At 67.2% G+C, this 19421-nt stretch carries 21 protein-coding genes and 1 pseudogene; 13 read left to right on the top strand and 9 right to left on the bottom strand.

Annotation, left to right across the window (positions count from 1 at the left end):
- Window positions 1-132 precede the first annotated feature (132 nt).
- The 5 genes from Sfulv_RS08245 to Sfulv_RS08225 all read left to right on the top strand — a co-directional run bounded on the left by Sfulv_RS08245 (window position 133) and on the right by Sfulv_RS08225 (window position 4017).
- A complete protein-coding gene (locus Sfulv_RS08245; RefSeq protein ID WP_173313077.1) occupies window positions 133-435 on the top strand; it encodes a hypothetical protein in 303 nt (100 codons plus the stop codon).
- Window positions 432-1886, top strand: a complete 1455-nt coding sequence (locus Sfulv_RS08240) for an ABC1 kinase family protein (RefSeq protein WP_173313076.1) — start codon at window positions 432-434, stop codon at window positions 1884-1886. The genes Sfulv_RS08245 and Sfulv_RS08240 overlap by 4 nt, the downstream gene beginning before the upstream one ends.
- Window positions 1887-2595: 709 nt before the next feature.
- On the top strand, window positions 2596-2748 hold the full coding sequence (locus tag Sfulv_RS31430) for a chaplin family protein (protein ID WP_371874647.1): 153 nt from the start codon (window positions 2596-2598) through the stop codon (window positions 2746-2748).
- Window positions 2749-2779: 31 nt separating this feature from the next.
- The gene (locus Sfulv_RS08230; RefSeq protein ID WP_173313075.1) at window positions 2780-3748 is read left to right on the top strand and encodes a beta-ketoacyl-ACP synthase 3; all 969 of its coding nucleotides are present in this window, start codon (window positions 2780-2782) and stop codon (window positions 3746-3748) included.
- Between the two features lie 23 nt (window positions 3749-3771).
- A complete protein-coding gene (locus Sfulv_RS08225) occupies window positions 3772-4017 on the top strand; it encodes an acyl carrier protein (RefSeq protein ID WP_173313074.1) in 246 nt (81 codons plus the stop codon).
- Between the two features lie 232 nt (window positions 4018-4249).
- On the opposite strand, the gene Sfulv_RS08220 is transcribed toward Sfulv_RS08225, so the two are convergent.
- Window positions 4250-5191, bottom strand: a complete 942-nt coding sequence (locus Sfulv_RS08220; RefSeq protein WP_173313073.1) for an AurF N-oxygenase family protein — start codon at window positions 5189-5191, stop codon at window positions 4250-4252.
- Window positions 5192-5285: 94 nt separating this feature from the next.
- Here Sfulv_RS08220 and Sfulv_RS08215 point away from each other — a divergent pair, with 94 nt between their 5' ends.
- From Sfulv_RS08215 to Sfulv_RS08195, 5 genes and pseudogenes are all read left to right on the top strand, one after another.
- Entirely contained in the window at window positions 5286-6281 is a 996-nt protein-coding gene (locus Sfulv_RS08215) for a 3-oxoacyl-ACP synthase III family protein (protein ID WP_173313072.1), read from the top strand.
- 94 nt (window positions 6282-6375) lie between these two features.
- Entirely contained in the window at window positions 6376-6633 is a 258-nt protein-coding gene (locus Sfulv_RS08210; RefSeq protein WP_246353052.1) for an acyl carrier protein, read from the top strand.
- Entirely contained in the window at window positions 6630-7853 is a 1224-nt protein-coding gene (locus Sfulv_RS08205; protein ID WP_173313071.1) for a beta-ketoacyl-[acyl-carrier-protein] synthase family protein, read from the top strand. The genes Sfulv_RS08210 and Sfulv_RS08205 overlap by 4 nt, the downstream gene beginning before the upstream one ends.
- A 47-nt stretch (window positions 7854-7900) precedes the next feature.
- Window positions 7901-8137: pseudogene (locus Sfulv_RS31425) on the top strand (hypothetical protein); the annotation flags it as partial.
- Window positions 8138-8711: 574 nt separating this feature from the next.
- Complete coding sequence (locus Sfulv_RS08195) at window positions 8712-9434, top strand: hypothetical protein (protein ID WP_173313070.1); 723 nt, start codon at window positions 8712-8714, stop codon at window positions 9432-9434.
- A 216-nt stretch (window positions 9435-9650) separates the two neighbouring features.
- On the opposite strand, the gene Sfulv_RS08190 is transcribed toward Sfulv_RS08195, so the two are convergent.
- The 5 genes from Sfulv_RS08190 to Sfulv_RS30190 all read right to left on the bottom strand — a co-directional run bounded on the left by Sfulv_RS08190 (window position 9651) and on the right by Sfulv_RS30190 (window position 14063).
- Entirely contained in the window at window positions 9651-10124 is a 474-nt protein-coding gene (locus Sfulv_RS08190) for a hypothetical protein (RefSeq protein WP_173313069.1), read from the bottom strand.
- 153 nt (window positions 10125-10277) lie between these two features.
- Window positions 10278-11192 carry an ATP-grasp domain-containing protein gene (locus Sfulv_RS08185; protein WP_173313068.1) on the bottom strand — a complete coding sequence of 305 codons (915 nt, stop codon included), beginning with the start codon at window positions 11190-11192 and terminating at the stop codon, window positions 10278-10280.
- A gap of 278 nt (window positions 11193-11470) precedes the next feature.
- Window positions 11471-12790, bottom strand: a complete 1320-nt coding sequence (locus tag Sfulv_RS08180; RefSeq protein WP_218578039.1) for a homoserine dehydrogenase — start codon at window positions 12788-12790, stop codon at window positions 11471-11473.
- Between the two features lie 17 nt (window positions 12791-12807).
- Window positions 12808-13320: an ACT domain-containing protein gene (locus Sfulv_RS30195; protein ID WP_256668835.1), complete on the bottom strand. Its 513-nt coding sequence runs from the start codon at window positions 13318-13320 to the stop codon at window positions 12808-12810.
- A gap of 158 nt (window positions 13321-13478) precedes the next feature.
- Window positions 13479-14063, bottom strand: coding sequence for an amino acid kinase family protein (locus Sfulv_RS30190; RefSeq protein WP_256668834.1), 585 nt, complete (start codon window positions 14061-14063; stop codon window positions 13479-13481).
- An 814-nt stretch (window positions 14064-14877) separates the two neighbouring features.
- Here Sfulv_RS30190 and Sfulv_RS08170 point away from each other — a divergent pair.
- Entirely contained in the window at window positions 14878-15564 is a 687-nt protein-coding gene (locus Sfulv_RS08170; RefSeq protein ID WP_173313066.1) for a type 1 glutamine amidotransferase, read from the top strand.
- Between the two features lie 26 nt (window positions 15565-15590).
- Here Sfulv_RS08170 and Sfulv_RS08165 read toward each other — a convergent pair whose 3' ends face one another.
- Window positions 15591-16217: a type I glutamate--ammonia ligase gene (locus Sfulv_RS08165; RefSeq protein WP_256669237.1), complete on the bottom strand. Its 627-nt coding sequence runs from the start codon at window positions 16215-16217 to the stop codon at window positions 15591-15593.
- The gene (locus Sfulv_RS08160) at window positions 16100-17011 is read right to left on the bottom strand and encodes a type I glutamate--ammonia ligase (protein ID WP_173313065.1); all 912 of its coding nucleotides are present in this window, start codon (window positions 17009-17011) and stop codon (window positions 16100-16102) included. Before Sfulv_RS08160 ends, Sfulv_RS08165 begins: the two co-directional genes overlap by 118 nt.
- Window positions 17012-17329: 318 nt before the next feature.
- Here Sfulv_RS08160 and Sfulv_RS08155 point away from each other — a divergent pair, with 318 nt between their 5' ends.
- A complete protein-coding gene (locus Sfulv_RS08155; RefSeq protein ID WP_173313064.1) occupies window positions 17330-18103 on the top strand; it encodes an MBL fold metallo-hydrolase in 774 nt (257 codons plus the stop codon).
- A gap of 425 nt (window positions 18104-18528) precedes the next feature.
- Here the strand turns inward: Sfulv_RS08155 and Sfulv_RS08150 are convergent, their stop codons facing one another.
- A complete protein-coding gene (locus Sfulv_RS08150; RefSeq protein ID WP_173313063.1) occupies window positions 18529-18702 on the bottom strand; it encodes a hypothetical protein in 174 nt (57 codons plus the stop codon).
- Between the two features lie 340 nt (window positions 18703-19042).
- Between Sfulv_RS08150 and Sfulv_RS08145 the strand changes: the two genes are divergently transcribed.
- A complete protein-coding gene (locus Sfulv_RS08145) occupies window positions 19043-19381 on the top strand; it encodes a hypothetical protein (protein WP_173313062.1) in 339 nt (112 codons plus the stop codon).
- Window positions 19382-19421 lie beyond the last annotated feature (40 nt).

The raw sequence follows: 19421 nt of genomic DNA, 5'->3' as shown, positions 1-19421 counted from the left end.
TGCAGCCGCTGGAACGTCGCCGGTCCGATGGCCTGGCGGCGCCGCGTCACCGGGCCGGACCGCACCACCCGGTCCGGTGACGCCGTCACTCACGACCCGTGCCACGTGCTGCCGACGAGAGGAACCCCCGCCATGTCCGCAGCCCCGCGCCCCGGCGAGCGCATCGTGCATCGCACGGCCGCCGGCGGGCTGTACGAACCCGCGCCCACCGGCCGGCCGGTGGACCTCGACACCCTGCGCGAGGACATCCGGGCGGGACGCCGCTTCGTCGTCCTGCAAGAGGACACCGGCACCGAATGCACCATCGACGTCCTCCTCAGCATCCTGACTCTCGCCCTGCCCGACACCCTGGCGTGGCTGGCCCCGCCCCGCCCCCGCCACAGCACGGTACGACAGCACGAACCTCCGCCCCCGCCGCGAACGGGCACAGCGTGAGCGCAGCCCGCGCCCGCCTTCTGGCACGCGTCGCCCGCAACCTCCTCACCCGCGAAGCAGGCGAAGCCTGGCGCCACCGCGCCACCGAAGACAGCGGCCACGCCAGAGCCCAGCGGCGTGCCGTCGCCGTACGGGAGGCTTTCGAGCAACTCGGCCCGTTCTACATCAAAGTCGGCCAGATCCTCTCGACGCGGGAGGACATCGTCCCCACCTCGATCGCGAGAGAACTGGAGAACCTGCACGACCGTGCGTCCCTGCTGCCCTTCACACACATGGAACCCGTCCTGGAAACCGCGCTGGGCCGGGGCTGGCGCAGAATGTTCCAGAGCTTCGACACCCACCGACCGCTCGGCGCCGCCTCCCTGGCCCAGGTCTACGCCGCCCGCCTGGACAACGGCCGGCCCGTCGCGGTCAAGGTACAGCGTCCTCACATCCGCCATGTCGTCGAAGAGGACATGAAGATGCTCCAGCGCGCCGCGCGCCACTTCGCCGCGAGAGCCCCCGTCTTCAACGCCACCATCGACACCAAAGCCATGCTCGGCGTCATCCTGGACGCCATGCGACCAGAACTCGACTTCGTCCTCGAAGCCGGGAACATGGACCGCGCCCGCGCCTCCGCCCGCTCATTCACCCTCCTGAACGTCCCCGACGTCCTGGATGCCACCCCCACCGTCCTCATCCAGAGCCTCGCCCCCGGCATGAGCATCCGCGACGCGGATCCCACCGCGTTCAAACGGGAGGAACGCATCGCCATCGGGCGCGAGATCCTCGCCTACATGTACCAGGGCTACTTCACCGACATGGTCTTCCACGCGGACCCCCACCCCGGCAACATCTTCGTCTCGCCCGGCGAACCCGCCACCCTCATCGACTGGGGCATGGTCGGCCACATCGACCGCCGACTGAGCATGTCCCTGATGCTCATTCTGCTCAGCCTCTCCCGCAACGACGGCACGGCCCTGGCCAAGGCATGGATCGACATGGGCAGGCTCACCGCCTGGGCCGACGTCTCCGCCTTCGCCCAGGACATGACGACCCTTGTTCCCAAGATCACCACAGCCTCCCTCGAGGAACTGAACTTCGGCACCACCTTGGCCCAAGTCCTCAGCCACTCCACCCGGCGGGGCATCCAGACCAGCCCCATGGTCTCCATCCTGGGCAAGTCCTTCGCCAACACCGACGGCTCCGTCCGCTACCTCGCCCCCGAACTCTCCGTCACAGGAGTCTTCCAGGACCAGATGCGCACGATCCTCTTCGACTACGCCCGCGATGCCCTGTCCGAGGCTCAGGCCGCCCGCACCGCCATGGAACTCCTCATCGCCGCGCAATCCGCCCCGGTGAACTGCGCGGTCTGCTGCGCGACCTCGCCAACCAGGAACTCACGGTGCAGGTGGCCTCAGTCGCCAAACAACGTTTCTCACCCACCGAGGACCGCATCGACAGCCGTATGAGAAAGGCAGTCCGCACCGGGGCCGCACTCACCGCCCTCGCCTTGTGGCGGGCCGACCACCTCTACCGCCGAGCCCATCCGCCCCGCTAGTGACGCCCCGCCGCCCCGAACGGCGGCAGGATCTGAGGACGGCGATGTTCTCCCGTTCCGGTGGGTGACCGCGGACGCTGCCTACGGCGTCTCCACAGGTCCCGCCGCCCTGCGGCCGCACCTGTGACGGCGGGATCAGCGGGTCTGAGACTCATGTGGCCACGTACCCTGCCCTGGCCACCCGCAGTTGCAGCCACCCACCGTCCGCGCGCAGCGACACCCGGATGACGCGGTCGGACCCGGCAGGGAGAAGGCTCTGTTGTCAGGCCCGCCCGGGCCTCGATGTCGCACCCGGTGAACGAGATGCCGGTTGGTAGCGTCATGGCGGCCAAAATCATTGGAGACTCGTTCACTCCAACAGCCCCGCGTGCGTCCGCAGTGTCGTCCCACAGGTCGTCGCCGATTCGGTCGAACACCCGTGACCTGCGACGAAGCAGAGGCGTTGAGAAGTCGACCGCCGCGCCCTGTGCGGCGGATGCACCACACCCAAGGAGACCATTCGATGTTCCGTACCGCCCCGGCCGCTGCGGTCACCGCTGCGGCCGGGGCCGTTCTGTCGCCGGGGCCGGTATCGCCACCGCCGGCACCGACGCTCACGGCGCAGCCATCGACTCCCCCGCGTGCGGTCAGGCAAGCTCACGCAGGTGCCCGTCCACGTCCCGGTCAACATCCGCGGCGCCACCCTCAGTGCACGACCGTACCCAGACCTCGCCTTCTTGACCTGCTCTTCGCACCTCGCGCGTGGTACATGGTCGCAGTCCGGCAGAGCCTGATGGTTGCCTACCGAAAACTCAAGGAGGCGTGATGCACAACCCTGGCGATGCCACCGCTGCGGTCATCTGCGGTATCGGCGCCGCGCTGCCTTCACGCGTCGTCTCCAATGCGGAGCTCTGCACTCGCCTGGACACCACGGACGAGTGGATTCGCTCCCGTACCGGCATCTCCTTTCGACACGTCACCGGCGCCGACAGCTCTACCGAAGACCTGGCGGTACAGGCGGCGGAACAGGCACTAGCGGTCGCGGGTGCGACGTCGGTGGAGGCGGTGGTCCTGGCCACGACGACTCCTGACCGGTGCTGCCCTGCCGCCGCGCCTGCCGTCGCATCCCGGCTGGGCCTGACCGGGGTCCCAGCGATCGATCTTGCCGCAGGGTGCACCGGATTCCTCTACGGGCTCGCCACGGCGGTCGGCTTCATCAGCTCCCGGACGGCAAACGCCGTGCTCATCATCGGTGTGGACAGACTTTCCACCCTTCCAGCCCGAGATGATCGCACGACCGTGCCGCTCTTCGGCGACGGCGCAGGAGCCATGGTGCTGCGCCGTGGGCGACTGGAGGATGACGGGGCGATCGGACCGGTGGTGCTGGGCAGTGACGGCACGCAGGCCGAACTGATCCAAGCCGCGCACCCAGGTTCCTTGCAGATGCAGGGGGCCGAGGTCTTCCGTCATGCAGTTGATCGCATGACCTCCGCCTGCGCACAGGCCGTCGCCGCGGTCGGCTGGTGTATGAACGACATCGACCGCCTGGTGCCGCATCAAGCCAACGCGCGGATCACTTCCTTCGTCGCTCGGCAACTTGAGGTGCCTGACTCGCGGGTGCTGGGCAACGTGGACCTGGTGGGCAACACCGGCGCGGCCTCCATCCCGTTGCTCCTGGCGCAGTCAGCCTCCGATGATCGCCTCCAGGCAGGACAGCGAGTTCTGCTCACCGCGTTCGGTGCCGGGCTGACGTGGGGAGCTGTCACCCTCACCTGGCCCGAACTGGCCTCCTGAACACGACGACGAGGAACCCCACCATGAACGGTGAGCTCGAAAGCATTCTGCTCAATGACCTCAAACTTCCCGCGGACCGGCTGGCCATGGATGGCAGCCTCCACGAGGCGGGCTTCGACTCGCTCGCGATCGTCGAACTCTCACTCCTCCTCGGTGACCGCCTCGGCATCGATGTCAGCGACTCCGACATCAGGGAGGCCGCGACCATTGAGCAGTTGGACAGGCTCATCCAGCGCAAAGGTGACGAGCAGCGAGCCCGTAGGAGTTGAAGTGCGAGCAGACGAGCTTCTCGTGTGCACTGAGACGCCGGTGGTCACAGACGCGTGTACGGGGCGCCGGGGTACCCACTTCACGCGCGGCACGGCTGTGTCGAAGGCCGGCCGGAAACCCCCTGACAGGAGCACCAGGAGCACCAGGCGCGCGAGGGCGTAGCCGGTTCTTGCGGGGCCGGCCTCTGCGGCTGTCCCGGCCCCGCTCACCCCGCGTGCTGTCGACTGTCGGCTACAGGAACCGAGAGCGGCGCCAGGCCCAGGCGCCGGCAGGGCCGATGATCCCGATCTGGGCGAAGAACGTCGTCAAGCGCTTAGCCGACCAGCACAGCGTTGCGCCGCGGTGGGCGCTCGCGCGGACCTGGCGGGCGGCGTCACGGGAGTCGAGGCCGACTGCGGTGTAGACCTCGCGCGGAATCAGTCCCCGCGACACGAAGACAGCACACAATCCCGACATGAACTGCGTGGCGTAGCGCTTCAACGCAGGACAGGACGCCATCTGACGCTCCAACTCCGCTCGCGCGTAACTGATGTGCCGGGCCTCTTCGACCACGTGGACACGGGCGACGTCACGGATGACGGGCTGGACCGACGCGTCGTCGATGGTGGCACGCTGGAGACGGTCCAGCACGTCCTCGATGATCAGGACCGACGTGAACACCCTGATCGGCCCCATCGACACCTTCCAGAGCTTCGCCCGGCAACGGTCCACGAAACTGCGGTGATAGGCGGGGGTGCCCAACTTGCCCATCAGGCGCGCGAACATCTGGCTGTGCCGACACTCCTCCTCCAACTCGGTCAGCGCGTACTGGACGTGTTTCGTGGAGGGGTCCAGGCGTGAGATGTGCTGCGCCACCAGCTGAATCAGCTGGTTCTCGCCCCACAGAGCCGTCCACGCGTGGCAGCCCGCCTCGTAGCGGGACAGTTCCACGCGCTGGGCGCGCGGCATCGTCTCCCACAACGGTGTGCCATACAGGGAGACCAGCTCCTCGGGGAGGAAGAACATGTCGCCCTGCCACGCACTATCCCAAGCGACCTCCACCGCGGGGTCCAGGGCGAGCCGCTGTGACGATTTCAGAAGACGGTCGGCGAGCCGCTCGCGGTCCACCGGGCGCCTCTCGCCGTCAGGTAGCGCGCGCTCGTGGACGCGATCCGTGTCCTGCACTTCGCCCATGACCCGCCACCCGCTTCGTCACGTATGGTGTTCAATCGTTGCTCAACGTTATATCCTCGGATCCTGAACCGGCAACAACCGATAGAAAGCGACCATGACCGTCTTCAGCCGCATTCGCGAGGTTGTTGTCCACATCCCCGACGGACGGCAGAGCGGTCAGGAGATCGAGGAGCGGCTGCGCGCGCAGAATCCTCATCTGCTGGTGGTGCCTGGGGTATTGGACCGGATGTACGGGCTGGAAGAGCGGTGCGTAGCACCGGCCGACACCTGGCCCTCGGACCTCGCGGCCGCGGCCGCGGGGCAGGTCCTGGACCGCGCGGGGCTCGCCGCCGACGCCGTCGACCTGCTCATCTTCGCCTCGGTCTGCTCGGACATGGAGGAGCCGGCGACCTCCCATATCGTCGCCGCCAAGCTCGGTGTCACCGCCCCGGTCTTCGACGTGAGGAACGCGTGCAACGGCGTGCTCAACGCCCTCCAGCTCGCCGACGCCCTCATTCGCGACGGGCAGTACGAACGCGTCCTGGTGGTCACGGGCGAAACGGTCAGCCGACTGTCCTGCTGGGACGCGCCCGACCGCTGGAATCTGGCCTTGAGTCTGCCAGGACTGACCATGGGCGACATGGGGGCAGCCTTGCTGATGGAAGCGAGCGCGACACCAGGCGTGCTGGGAACACACTTCGTGGCGAACTCCGCCGGCTGGCAAGCCGCCACCCTCGTCAACCCCTTCTTCGGCGACGGCCGGCCGGCCACACTGCGCGTCGACTCCGACGCCCTCCTGGCCTCCTTTGCCGAAATGGTGGCAGTTGGTCTGGAAGCCCTGCACTCCATGGGCGTCAAAGTGGACGACCTGGCAGCAGTCTGTGTCCACCAGGCGTCCGTCGCCTTCACCGAGACTTTCTGCGACGCTCTGGGCATTCCTGCGGACAAGGTCATCTCCACCTTCCCCCGCTACGGGAATGTGGCCACGGCCAGCCTGCCGCTTCAACTCGCCGAGTCCGTCGACAGCGGACGGCTGCGGGACAACGACCTGGTGGCTCTGTTCGGACTCGCCAGCGGCGCGAGCGCCGGCCTTGCCCTGATCCAGTGGTGAACCATCAGCCCTCCATCCGTTGGAACACCGGTACATACCCAGCCACCGTCAATCCGCCCGGGTACGCCGGACGGCCCTGCGAAAGGAACCCCTCTTGTCCGACAGGACTCACCTCTTCGAAGCCGTGCGCGCCGCCCTCACCATGTTCAACATCCCCGATGACCTCATCCGACCCGACGCGACACTGGAAGAACTCGACATGGACTCCCTGGCTCTGGCCGAGTTCATCCTCATCCTGCAGGAACGCACCGGAGTGAAGGTCGAGGCCGAAGACGCGACCAAAGCCACCACCCTCACGGAAATCGTCGCCTACCTGCAGGCACGGCAGACCGAAACAGTGGCCACCCCGTGAAGCGGGCCGCCATCGCTGTCACCGGTCTCGGCCTCCTCACTCCCGCAGGCAACGGGACCATCGACACCTGGCACGCGGTGTGCCGGGGTCGTTCGACCGCCGCCAAGGACCCCGAGCTCTCCGCGATTCCTATCGACTTCTCCTGCCGCGTGCGCGGCCTGGAGCAGCTGGAGCGGGGCATCGGACGCAAGTCATGGCGGATGGGCCGATTCGTGAAGCTGGCCATCCTCGCTGCGCGTGAGGCCGTGCAGGACGCCGGACTCGATCCCCGCTCCTGGGACGGTACCCGCGTCGCTGTCGTCGTAGGCTGCGGATTTGGCGGTACGGCCAAGTTCGAAGAACAGACACTGCGACTCGAGCGGCACGGGGTGGACATGATCTCCCCTCTGTCCATCCCTCTGATCATCCCCAACCTGGCGGCGGGAGAGGTGTCGATCGACCTGGACGCCCGGGGGACCAGCCTGGGCGTCACCACCGCCTGTGCCTCCGGCGCCAGCGCACTGAGCGTCGCCCGGGACATGCTTACCGCCGGCGCCTGCGACATCGCCGTCGCGGGGGGCACGGAGGCCGCAGTCAGCCCTGTTGCCACCGCCGGCTTCCTCCGTATGGGCGCCCTGTCCACCCGCATCGACGACATCACCGGCGCATCCCGCCCCTTCGCCCCCGACCGGGACGGTTTCGTCATGGCAGAGGGCGCCGGAATGCTCGTCCTGGAACGGGCAGACGACGCCCGGGCCCGCGGCGCGCGACCACGGGCAATGCTTGCCGGCTGTGGGAGCAGCTCCGACGCCCATCACCCCACCGCTCCGCCTGACGATGCAGCCGGCGCGGAAGCGGCTCTGCGCGCCGCCCTTCTGGACGCGGGTCTGTCCCCTCAGGACATCGACCACGTCAACGCCCATGGCACCTCAACGCCGCTGAACGACGCGACGGAAGCGACCCTGATCTCCCGCGTCCTGGCGCACCGCCCCTCTGTCACCGCGTCCAAAGGCGTACTCGGACACAGCCTGGGCGCCGCAGGAGCCATCGAAGCAGCCCTGACTGTGCTGACCATCCAGCATCAGCTAGTGCCCCCGATCGCCAACACCGACGCTCCCGCACGCGAATTCGACATCGACTGCGTGACCAAGGAACCCCGCCGACAAGCTGTCCGCGCTGCGGTCAGCCACTCCTTCGGCTTCGGCGGCCACAACGTCGTCCTGGCGATGACTGCCCCCTGAGGGTCAGACACCCGAGCTCAGGTGGTCAGCGGCCGGGGGCCAGTTTCTCGTCAAAGCAGGAATACGGTCTGGACGACTACCAGGTCCGTCGCTGCCCCGCCTGGCACCGACGAACCATCCTTGCCATCGCCGCCCATGCCTGCCTGACTGTCCTGCGGGCCCGCGCATTCGACCCAGAGAAAGCACACACTGGGCTCCGTTCACGACGGTTCCAAGCCCGAATCGGTCGCCACAAACGGCATGGCCATACATCACCGAAAACTCTCCACACATCGGAACGGTGAATACCGTTGGCCGTTGAGCAGCGCCTTGACCATCAGTGTTGTTCCTGAAAGGTCACCTGTGCCCCTCCGGACATCCGTCTCATCAGTACGCCTGCGGGCTGTGGATCTGGCTATCCGACAAGGCGCAGGGCGCCCCCTGCCCGTTGGATACATGTTTGACTTTCAGGGGTTGCCACCCACCCTGGAATCACTGAGCCGCAGGGTAGGGGAACGTTACCCGACCGTTCCATCGCTTCGCTTTCGAGTTAGCGGGAATGGCACTGCAGCGCATAGCGTAGGAGAGGTCAGCCTAGCTGCGCATGTCCACGAACTGGACCTGTCCGAGGGGCATGACGCATCCGAAATCGGGCGGCAGATGCTCGCCCGACCTCTACCAGCAGCTCCACATCCTTCCTGGGATGTATGGCTCATCCGTAGGGGGGGCGGCCTTTACACGCTGTGCTACAGAGCCGATCATGCACTTCAAGACGGTGTGGCGGCGGCCTACATCGCGCGCAAGTTACTCGCGGACCATCCTCAGGGTGGTCCGCGAGCCTACCGTCCCGCCCTTCCAGCTCTGCGAGGAGTGGGCGGATTGATCAAGGAAATCATTCCCAGAAGAAGACCGTCCGCAAATGTGGGAGCATTCAATATTCTTCCGTCCGGAGATCACCGTTTGGAGCACATGGATTTTTCACTGATTCAGTTGCGCGCTCTCGCTCGCATGTTTGGCGGAACTGTCAATGATGTATATCTCGGAAGTCTCGCTTACGCCATCCGTCAGTGGCATGGAGTGCTGACGGGCGCCAATCTTCCACCCTTGCCGATCAAAATGCCCATGTCTACTCGGAAAAAGGGCGAGGAGTATCGGCTACTCAATGCCGTGGTAGCTGCTCCCATCCTCCTGCCGTGTGACGAAAGTTCAGCCAGTGCCGCCGTGAATGAAGTCATTGAACAGACTATGCGACTGCGCCTGTCCCGGCGTCGTGACGCTGCACGTCTCCTTGTTTCGAACATTCCACCAAAAATGGGCGCACGCGCAGTGGCTCGTCAATCGAGCACAGTTGGAGCGTGGTTATCGCACATGGACTTCGGGCCACGCCTGGTTCATCAGGGAAAACCCGCCGTGCGTGCGGCACTGTTCACGGATCTCGCCGAAAAAGTCCTCCTTTACACTGCAATGACCAGTTACGAGGAAACCGCACGCCTGACTATCGTATACGATATGGCGCTGCCAACCGCACATGAGATTGGAGATCACTGGCTGGAGGTCCTGAACAATCTGAGCGAGTCTTTTTCAGTCTGCGCTGAGAGGTAAAAAAGACTGGTCAGCGGGTGCGGTGACGACACAGGGCCCCTCGTCGTTGGCGTGGTGATTCCACTCAAGGAACACGGATCAATGCCTTCTCGGGGCACGGCTGGAACCGACTCCATTCAGCCCCCAGAGCACTGCAACTCAGATCGCTCTCGCTACTACGAGAAGAATGAGAACGCACAGACGTGATCTTCGTCTCAGGATCGTCCCGATGGTGTTTCAGACGAAGTGGACCTGCATGGAATCCATGCCGGAAATCGGTACGTAACAGTAGCGCGTCTCATTGACGGAGACGAGAGGAATTCCTTCCCGGTCGGCCAGTAGCGCCGCGTGACAGGAGCTCAGCACTTCGGATCCCATGACGTGCTGGGCGATGCAGTGCTCGTACAGCTTTCCTGCCGTCAATGCGAATTCGACGGATGGCTGGATGATCTCTACGCCGCGGCGGGCGTGAAATTCCCGTAGCGTGTCGGACGCATGGGTGCCGTCATCGGTGACGCACTCGGTGTCCCAGCACTTCCTCATGGCGCAGCAGTCGGAGAACGCCACTGTGGGTGCGAGGAGGCGCAGTGTGCCGGTCAGCGCCATTCTGTTCAGCCTCGCGGCTTCTCGGGTATGGCAGTTGACGATGTGGTAGAGGCCGCCCGAGTCGACAACTGCGGTGCCGTTCAGGAAGGCATTCGGATTTCGCATTGATCTCGCTCCGATCGGCAGGTGTGTTTCGGCGTTCGATAACCTTGCCGGAAAATACGATCACCCTGGTGTATTCGAGGAAACGGTGTCCCCGCTGAAGGGAGCTTCCTCGTGATCCCAGTGGTTGTGCACAGGGGGAATGCTCGTGATGGTTCAGGTCCTCGTCCGGACTGCCTCGGACACAACGAGGGCGAGTGAGTCCGCTCCACCGGGGGAGTGGTCGAGGAAGAGGAAGGGTTCGGCCAACTCGACTTCGGTCACACACGGATTTCCGGTGGCGTCGGTGATCAGGTCGATACGCGCGTAGGCCAGGTCCGCGGCACGCCCCGGGACGGCGGTCAGTGCGCTTTCAGCGACTTCGAGCTGGTCGTCCGAAGGTTCGTGGGTCTGGATGGGACCCACCCCGTCTCCTCCGGGGACCATCAGGTCGGGCACCTGAGTCTCCGGACCGAGGTAGGAGTCGCTTCGCCGGATGGCGTGGCTGTAGGTGCCACCGAGGTAGATGAGGGAGGTCTCGCCCTCGCCTTCGACGGACGTCATGTAGGGCTGGATGAGGACATGGTCTCCGCGACGTGCGAGGGATACCGCGTAAGCACGGGCGCGGGCGCGGTCGCCGGTGCGCAGACAGTGGCGTCCGCCGGCGCCGACGGAGGGCTTGACCACCACGTCCTGGGGTCCGTCCGGGATTTCCCGGGCGGCTTCGGTGTCGGTCAGGGCAGGATCGGCGGTCAGCCAATTCGTCGGAACCACTGGTACGCCCTGCTCTTCGAGGGTCCGCAGGTACCGTTTGTCTGTGTTCCATTCCAGAATGGCGAACGGGTTCATGAGGACGCATTCTTCGTCGGCGTCGTGCATCCGTTCGAGAAACTCGCTCCGGTGGGCGGGGTAGTCCCACGCGCTGCGCAGGAGCGCGACGCGGTAGGTCGCCCAGTCGACGTCGTCATCCGACCAGCGGACGGCTTTCGAGGTGAGTCCTCTGCGCCGGAGTGCCTGTAGGACTGCCAGACGGTCAGGATCGTGCCCGGCGTAAGTGATGTACGCGACGTCGAAGGTTTGACGGGTGTTCATGAGCGTGCCTTCCTCTGGAATCCATGCAGGTCATCCGCCGGAATCGGGCATCTCCTAGGGAAGTTGTGGTCGGGGCGGGGGTGTGGCGCTTGCCCCCCGTCGAAGTCGGGGCCAGGGCCGCGAGGCGACCGCGCTGTCCGCCGCCCACGGCGCACTGCTCGTGGCTCCGGCCGGTGCGGGCGTCAGGGAAGGGTGCAGGCCGTCGAGCCGGCATGGGGCGTCGGCGAGCCGTTGTCCGGGATCAGGGTGGGGCTGAGGGAAGGAGCGGGGTTCGAAGGTCACTGGTCCTCATGTGCGTCGAGCAGTGGCAGGGAGCGGGGCATGGCGCTGACCGAGGGGAGTGCTGCGAGCTCGCCCAGGGTGTGCCGCAGTGTCGTTTCTTCGGTATCCGCGGTGAGGATCAACAGTGCTCGGGCGTCCACGGTCGTGCGTATGGAGGTGATGGCGATGTTCGCGCGGGCCAGTACCACGCTTACCGCGGCCTGTGCCGCGGTGAGGTCTTGAATCGGTATCCGCAGGTGGTGGCGGCTTCGCAGTCCTCGATCGGTATGCGTGCCGATCGGCCCGGCCGGTGCTCGCCGCGCGAGGGGGCCGCTCTGGAAGCGGCCTTGCAGCCGTCGGCGGGCCGCGGTCACCAGGTCGCCGAGGACGGGTCCGGAGGTGGGGAGGCCGCCCGCGCCGGCCCCTGTGAACAGCAGCAGTCCGGCCGCGTGGGCTTCCACCAGCACGGCGTTGTCTGCTCCTGAGACGTCTGCCAGGGGGTGCCGACGGTCCACCATGGTCGGTTGGACCCGGGCCAGTACCTGTCTGCTGCCGTCTGATTCGCAGGTCTGTTCCAGCAGGGCCACCAGCTTCACGACGCGGCCGCAGGCCCGTGCGTCCGCGACGTCCTGGGCCGTCACGCCGGTTATCCCCTCCTGGTGCACCCGTGCGGGATCGGGCCAGGTGTGGAAGGCGAGCGAGGCGAGGATCACCGCTTTGGCCGCCGCGTCCGTTCCCTCAACGTCCGCCGAGGGGTCCGCCTCGGCGTAACCCCGGTCGATCGCTTCGCTCAGGGCTGCGGCGTAGTCGCCGCCGGTGCGCGTCATCTGGTCGAGGATGTAGTTGGTCGTTCCGTTGACGACGCCGGTGATCCGGGCGATCCGGTCCCCGCACAGGGAGTCGCGCAGCGGGCCGAGGACCGGGACTGCTGCCGCCACGGCCGCTTCGTACAGCAGGTCCACGCCGTGGTGCGCGGCCGTCGCGTGAAGCTGCGGGCCGTGCGCTGCCAGCAGCGCCTTGTTGGCGCTCACGACGGACGCCCCGCGTGCCATGGCTGTGACGACCAGGGAGCGAGCGGGTTCCAGACCGCCGAGCAGCTCGACGACGATATCGACGTCATCGCGTTCGACCAGCCCCAGGGCGTCGTCGGTCCACAGGTCCGGATCGACGTCCAGGCCCCTGTCCTGCTCCGGGTGGCGCACCGCGATGCCCACCAGTTCCAGTGGCGCGCCGACACGTTCGGCCAGTTCCGCACGGCCGTCATGTATCCGGCGTACCACTTCGGTGCCCACCACGCCGCAGCCAAGGACAGCCACTTTGAGGGCCAAGGGTTCCACTCCTGCCGTCCGGGCGTTCACCGGATCGCTCCCGCTTCGACAGTGCCTTCGGTGGCGCCGTCCAGGCCGAAGTCCCGGTGCAGCGCTCGGACCGCCTCGTCGAGGCGGCCGGCGGGGCACAGGAGCGAGATACGCAGTTCGGAGGCCGCGATCGGCCCGATGTCGATGCCGGCCTCGGTGAGTGTGCGGCACAGACGGGCGACTATGCTGGTCCGCCCGGCGCCGATTCCCACTCCCACGAGGGAAACCTGGCTCACGGTGAGGTCACAGCTCACGTGTTCGTCACCGCTGTTCTCCCGCCGCTGCTTCAGCAGGTCCGTGGCCCGTGGCCCGTCGGACGCCGGGACGGTGAACGCCATCGTGTGGCCGGCCGCCGAACGGGATCTCTGCACCATGTCGATCGGGATTCCCCCCTCGGCGAGAACTTCGAACAGGCTGGTCGTCGCGCTCGGGTCCGCCGAGAGCCCACACACGGTGATCTGCGCGACCGACCTGAGATGAGCCACCCCCGTGATACAGGAACCCTCCATGGAATCACCCTCCGACGAATGCGAAACCAGCGTTCCCGGACGGTCCGTGAACGAGGAGCGGACGTGGACGTCAACGCCGTGACGGTGCGCGTACTCCACACAGCGCGGCATCAGAACCTTCGCCCCGGCGGCGGCCATCTCCAGCATCTCCACTGTGCTCAGAGCTTCCAGTCGGCGGGCGCGGGGACGACGCGCGGATCGGCGGTGTAGACACCTTCGACGTCCGTGTATATCTCGCACAGGTCGGCGTTCATCGCGGCGGCCAGGGCCACTGCCGTGACGTCCGATCCGCCGCGCCCCAGCGTCGTGAGGTCTCCGCTCTGCGGGCAGATTCCCTGGAAGCCGCTCACGAAGGGCACGGCCCCCACGTCGAGCGCCTCGCGTACCCGGACCGGTTCGATGGCGGTGATGCGCGCCGAGCCGTGGTGCCCGTCGGTATGGATGCCGGCCTGTGCCCCCGACAGCGACTTGGCGGTGCCCCCCAGGTTGTGGACCGCCATCGCCACCAGCGCGTTGGAGACTCGTTCACCGGAGGTGAGGAGCATGTCCATCTCCCGGGCAGGGCGGTCACTGCTGACCGTCCGCGCCAGGCCGATCAGTTCGTCGCTGGTGTCGCCCATGGCCGAGCAGACGACGACGACGTCATGGCCGCCGCGCCGGGTGGTGAGAACCCGTTCGGCGACCGCTCTGATGCGGTCCGCGCCCTGAAGCGAGGACCCTCCGTATTTCTGGATGACCAGCATGCCTCGATTTCCTCCGGAAACGTCGTTCGTGCGTATCACCGCGTCGGTTCTGCGGTCTCGTGGGCGAAAAGGGCCGGGCACGTGACTCGTTGCGCGGCCAGGAAAAGGAGACGGCGGTGGCGCACCAGGCCGCTGGGGGGCAGCGGCCTGGTGCCCCAGCCGCGCCTGGCCCGCAGAACTGTGAAGCTCCGCCATGCGATTAGCAGGGGATGCCACCGGGCGCAGCCGGTATCTGCCCATTTGTAGACGGTACGCCCTGTTTTGACAGGAGTCGCCTCGGCGAAGCCGCTATCATTGGGGTCTTACCTGTCGACTTCCCGCGCACCATCTGTTCACGCAGGGCGCATAGTTGGTGACTGTGAGCAAAGAAGTGCGCCCGCGTGTAATTCACGCCCGCACCAGGGAAACGCGCTGCGGCGCACTGTCACCGGGCCCCGTGGGGCCGTCGTCCAGGCGATCCGGGGACTCGGCGTGTCCGGCTCTTCCGCCCTGAGCAGATCGGCAGGATCGCGGGTCTGCCCACTCGAATCGGTGCCGGGCGTCCACTCGGTGCCGGGCGTCCACGTCACGCTGGGGCCGCCTTTCTCCCACGGCAGCCCCGGTCGCGACTGCGTTCCGTGCAGGTGGCGTCTCGAGCGCGTGACCTCGTGATTCTCGGAATTGAAACCGGCGCTCGGCGGGTATACATGAGTGGCGGGGGCAGCGCTGTGCCGACTCGACTCCCCCGGCCCTGCGCGGTGCCGCCGCCGGTCGCGGGAGGCACGTGCTCCCGTCCAGCCCCCGCTGTTCCCTAACGCCGACTGCGAGGTGTGCCGTGCCGGTCCTGACCGTCGCTGATGAGGAACTGGACGCTCTCGGATACCTGACCGAGTGCTTCGACATGCACGGGCTGGGCGAGGTGCGCATGTGTCATCGTGCGCGCTCCCAGCCCTGGCCGGTCCAAGAGCTGCTGGAGGAGGCCGATCTGGTGGTCTCGCTGGGATCGCTGTCCTCGGTACGGGACGAGGCGACGCAGGAGGCTCGAGCCCAGGAGTGCCGTGTCTACAGAGCCGCGATCGAGCGAGGGATCCCGGTCCTCGCCATCTGCTACGGGGCGCAGGTCCTGAGCCAGGAGCTGGGAGCCCCCTCCCGGGAAGCCCCGAGCTCGGAGATCGGCTGGGTGGAGGTCGACAGTGTGGACTCCGCGACGCTGCCGACCGGGCCGTGGCTGGACTGGCACGACGATCTGCTGGCGGTCCCCGTGGGCGCCACCCTGCTGGCCCGCACCCCGGTGGCACCGCAGGTATACGCGCACGGCCGTTGCCTGGCGGTGCAGTTCCATCCGGAGGTGACCCCGGAGGAACTCGACCGCCGGGTGGCGATGAACCGTGACGCGCTGGAGGAGCAGGGGGTCGACGTCGAAGCCCTGACCGCTCAGGCGCACCGGCAGGGCGAACGTTCGCGGGCCATGACACGACAGCTGTTCGGTGGTTTCTGGTCGGGCATCGCGGCCGGGCGATGAAGCGCCGCTCCGGGGCCGGGCCGGGTTCAGAAGAACTCGAAGTACTCTCTCATCTCCCAGTCCTCTGCCGCGGCCTTGCCGCCGGCACTGCCCTCGCCGCCTGCGCCGGCCGCCCGGATCGCCTCCTGCCTTCGGGCGATCTCGCAGCGGCGCATCTTCACGTAGTAGGAGACGAACCGGTCCCCGAACTCGCCGCGGTAGAAGTCCGACTCCTCCAGCGCGCTCACGGCCTCGGCCAGAGTGCGGGGCAGGAGCCGACTCTCACCCGCGTAGGGGTCGGACGTCTCCGCCGGCGGCGGCTGGACGGCGCGGGTCATACCGTCCCGGCCGGCGGCGAGGTCGGCTGCCATGTACAGGTAGGGGTTCGCGCAGGGCTCACCCAGCCGGTTCTCCACGTGCGTGCCGGTGTCTCCCGGCCCGCCGACGACGCGGATGGCAGAACCGCGGTTGTCCACCGACCAGCCGATGCGCCACGGCGCGAAGGAATAGGGGCGGTAGCGCCCGTACCCATTGGCTGTCGGAGTGGCGAACGCGGTCAGTGCCGCTGCGTGGCGGAGCTGCCCAGCGATGTAGTGCAAGCCGTTCCGCGAGGGGGTGCGGTGCTCGTCGGCGAAGACGTTGGCTCCCTCATGGGTGGTGAGGGAGCAGTGCAGGTGCCATCCGGAGGGGAAGGAGTGCGGCAGGTGGGGGCGCTCATGAACGACGCCACGAACCCGTGCCGGGCGCAGACCTGCTTGACCGTGGAGCGCAGGAGGACCATCGCGTCTGCGGCGGCCAAGCCCTCCATGGGGCTGAACGTGAACTCGAACTGCCCTGGGCCCCACTCGTCCTCCATGGTCCTGGGCGCCAGCCCCACCTCCCACAGGGCGTCTCGCAGCGGATCCAGGACCGCGTGCGCGGAGTCCAGGCGCGTCTCCGACAGAAACTGATAACCGTGGGCCGACGCGGACACCGCCGGCACGGGCGGCGGGTGGCCGAGGTCGTCCAGGGCGATGCGCTGGACATCACGCCGCACGACCAGGAACTCCACCTCCAGCCCCGCGACGTACCGCAGTCCCTCGTGGCCAAGGACCTCCAGCTGCCGGCGGAGCAGCCCCCGGCCACACAGCGGGTTGGGCAGCCCGGAGGGGAAGTAGGTGTCGCACAGAATCCACCCGGTGCGGTCGGCCCAGGGCAGGACCCTGAAGGAGCTGGGGTCCGGAACGGCCACGACATCGGGGAAGCCGGTCATCTCAGGCATATCCAGATCGGCGTCAGCGACGAACCCGCCGGTGAAAACGGTGTTGCCGCTGTCCAGCTGGTAGATGGCGCTGGAGAAGTTCAGCCCCCGCACCAAGGCAGCTTCAGCGGCCGGCGCGGAGAGGAACTTGGTCCGGGGAACGCCGTGCTGATCGACGACCACCATGCGGACCGTGCGCAGACCCAGTTCACGTACTCGACCGACCACTTGATCAACGGCTTCGCTGCGCTCAGCACTGCCGAGGCCGTGATCCCGGACGAAGCCGCGACGCCCGATCCCCGCCTCTTCCGCTCGCACATCGGATCCGGAACTGGAGTGGGCCATCCCAAACTCCTCCGCTCTGGAAGATTTGAGGAGATTTGTTCCCCTTTCGGGTAGTGTTCAACCCCGTACTTATCTGATCCGGCGCTCCGGCCCTTCATGCAGGCGCAACCGCGTAGCCACTCGGCGGAGTTCCCAAGGACAGCCGCCGCGCCGGGAACAACACTCATGGTCAGAGCTCACGTCCGCTGGAAAGGCACATGCATGCGCCTGGGACAACTCGCCGTCCACCCGCTCATCGACGGATACGCCGTCATGGAGCCCGTTGACCTTTTCGCCGATGTCACACCTGACGAACTGCGGCGCGAGAACCTCCTGAACGCCGACGGCCTGCTGGAGTTCCCCTACGGAGGATTCCTCGTCCTGGGACCCGAGGAACGGATCGTGCTGATCGACGTCGGCGCCGGACCCGACCCCGACTTCTTTCCCTTCACCGCGCCGCGCCACGGCCTGCTGCCCGCCGCCCTCAGTGGCCACGGCGTCGCCGCGGAAGATGTCACCGACGTCGTCCTGACCCACCTCCACGCCGACCACATCGGGTGGGCCACCGTCAAAAGCGACGTCCACTTCTCCCGCGCGCGGCACCACGTCCACGGCGAGGACTGGCGTCACTACACGCAAGGCGGCACCTACCCCGCCATCCGCGCTCATCTGGCCCCGCTCACCGACCGGATGCACCTGTGGGAAGGACCGGGAACGGAACTCTTTCCATGGCTGAGTCTGCGGGCCGCTCCCGGTCACACGCCCGGATCCGCAGTGGCCGTACTGCACAGTGGACAAGAGCGCCTGGTGCTGGTCGGAGACGTGCTGCACACCCCAGCCGAGCTGCGGCAACCGCACTGGCACGGAACAGACGACTGGGACCCGGACAAAGCAGTCGCCCAGCGGCAGACATGGCGTGCGTACTGCCGCGAGAACGACGCCCCGCTGGCAGGCCCGCACTTCCCCGGCATGCACCCGGTGCACGCCGACGACTGAACCCCGACCGCCCGCACCGGTGACCAGCCGCACTGACTCCTGCCCGGACAAGGTGACAGCCCTGACGTGCTCGTCCGGTGAGCTCCCTCGGACGAAGCGGGCTGAGGCGATCGGTACCGAGGGTGTCCGCCTGTACCGGGCCTCCTCGTCGGTGATGTTGCACGGCGGGACGACGTGGATGCGGTTGAAGTTGTACACCGGCCACAGACCGCGTTCCTTGCAGGGCTCCGTCCGCGCCACCGCCGACCGTGCGGGTATGCGCACCGGGCCGGCCGGACCGTTCGTCCGGCGCCACCGCGAGTGGATCACTGGGTCCTGGTCGCTCCGGCGCCGCCGGGCGCCGCGGTAGTAGCGCTGTTCCTCAAGGGGATGGGTGGACACTCAGAGGCATGTTGCCCGGCACTCGGCCGTCACGGGTGCGGCTGTCAGCACTGGTCCATACCGGCGGGTGGGTCCTGGGACGTGAACACGACCGATGCGGGCACGTTTCCCCATCGCGCGAAGAGGTCGCCCATGGTCCAGTACCAGATGTCGTTGCCTCCGGAGTGCCGGTCTCCGTGCCCCCAGCAGTTGAAGACGCTCCAGGGCGTTTCGAGCATGTCGACTTGGCGCGACGAGAAGCTACGGTGCTCGTACATAGGCGTGTGTGCCTGGTTGCTGCAGTACAGCTTTCCACCGCTGGTGTAGCAGTCGGCGGAGATCTGTACCGCGTCTGCCGTGGGTCTTGTCTGCGCTGAAGCAGCCTGGGCCGTTCCCGAGAGTGCCAGTGCACTGGTCGCTGCCAGGGCGGTGGCGGCCAGTACTGATGCGAGTCGGTTCACTGCGCTTTGCCTCCTTGATCCGGCCAACCGGTCTTGGCCTTTTCCTTCGGGGCAACCATGCCAAGGCGCGCCTCTGCCCGGCATGGAGAGAATTGCGTATTGAAGTTCCCCCGTTGATGTGGCCCCCGGGTCACGAGCGGCGCGGCGGAGGGCGAGCGTCGGGCCGGCCCGCTGCTCCTGCACCTTCTGGTGCGATCTGCGTCTGCTCCTCTCCCGCCTGGACACGGGCCCGCCTGGCACCTGCCCGGAGCTTCGCCGGGCGGCACGCGCGCTGCGGCTCGCCCGGCTCGCCCAGCGCCTGCGCCGTGGCCGGTGGGCCCTGCGCCTTCTGGAGTCCGCCCGCCGTCATCTCGTGCGCGCGGCGGCCCGGGGGCGGGGAGAGAGCGAACAGGCCGAGGTGCTCGGCCACCTGCGAGCACTGCCGCAGGTGTGGTGCTCGGTGGCCGGCCCCTGGTGATCGCGCCGCACGGTACCGCCCGGGAAGACGCTGCTGGTGC

It is taken from the genome of Streptomyces fulvorobeus, assembly GCF_013167895.1.
GTDB classification, from domain to species: Bacteria; Actinomycetota; Actinomycetes; order Streptomycetales; family Streptomycetaceae; genus Streptomyces; species Streptomyces fulvorobeus.
This window is presented reverse-complemented; position numbering and strand designations above follow the sequence as displayed.

Excerpts from the sequence above, each read along its gene's own strand:
- Sfulv_RS08185 (WP_173313068.1), bottom strand. The coding sequence starts at position 11,192 with ATGAACACCCGTCAAACCTTCGACGTCGCGTACATCACTTACGCCGGG.
- Sfulv_RS30190 (WP_256668834.1), bottom strand. The coding sequence starts at position 14,063 with ATGCTGGTCATCCAGAAATACGGAGGGTCCTCGCTTCAGGGCGCGGAC.
- Sfulv_RS08230 (WP_173313075.1), top strand. The coding sequence starts at position 2,780 with ATGCACAACCCTGGCGATGCCACCGCTGCGGTCATCTGCGGTATCGGC.
- Sfulv_RS08220 (WP_173313073.1), bottom strand. The coding sequence starts at position 5,191 with ATGGGCGAAGTGCAGGACACGGATCGCGTCCACGAGCGCGCGCTACCT.
- Sfulv_RS30195 (WP_256668835.1), bottom strand. The coding sequence starts at position 13,320 with ATGGAGGGTTCCTGTATCACGGGGGTGGCTCATCTCAGGTCGGTCGCG.
- Sfulv_RS08155 (WP_173313064.1), top strand. The coding sequence starts at position 17,330 with ATGCGCCTGGGACAACTCGCCGTCCACCCGCTCATCGACGGATACGCC.
- Sfulv_RS08245 (WP_173313077.1), top strand. The coding sequence starts at position 133 with ATGTCCGCAGCCCCGCGCCCCGGCGAGCGCATCGTGCATCGCACGGCC.
- Sfulv_RS08215 (WP_173313072.1), top strand. The coding sequence starts at position 5,286 with ATGACCGTCTTCAGCCGCATTCGCGAGGTTGTTGTCCACATCCCCGAC.
- Sfulv_RS08225 (WP_173313074.1), top strand. The coding sequence starts at position 3,772 with ATGAACGGTGAGCTCGAAAGCATTCTGCTCAATGACCTCAAACTTCCC.
- Sfulv_RS08150 (WP_173313063.1), bottom strand. The coding sequence starts at position 18,702 with ATGCTCGAAACGCCCTGGAGCGTCTTCAACTGCTGGGGGCACGGAGAC.
- Sfulv_RS08190 (WP_173313069.1), bottom strand. The coding sequence starts at position 10,124 with ATGCGAAATCCGAATGCCTTCCTGAACGGCACCGCAGTTGTCGACTCG.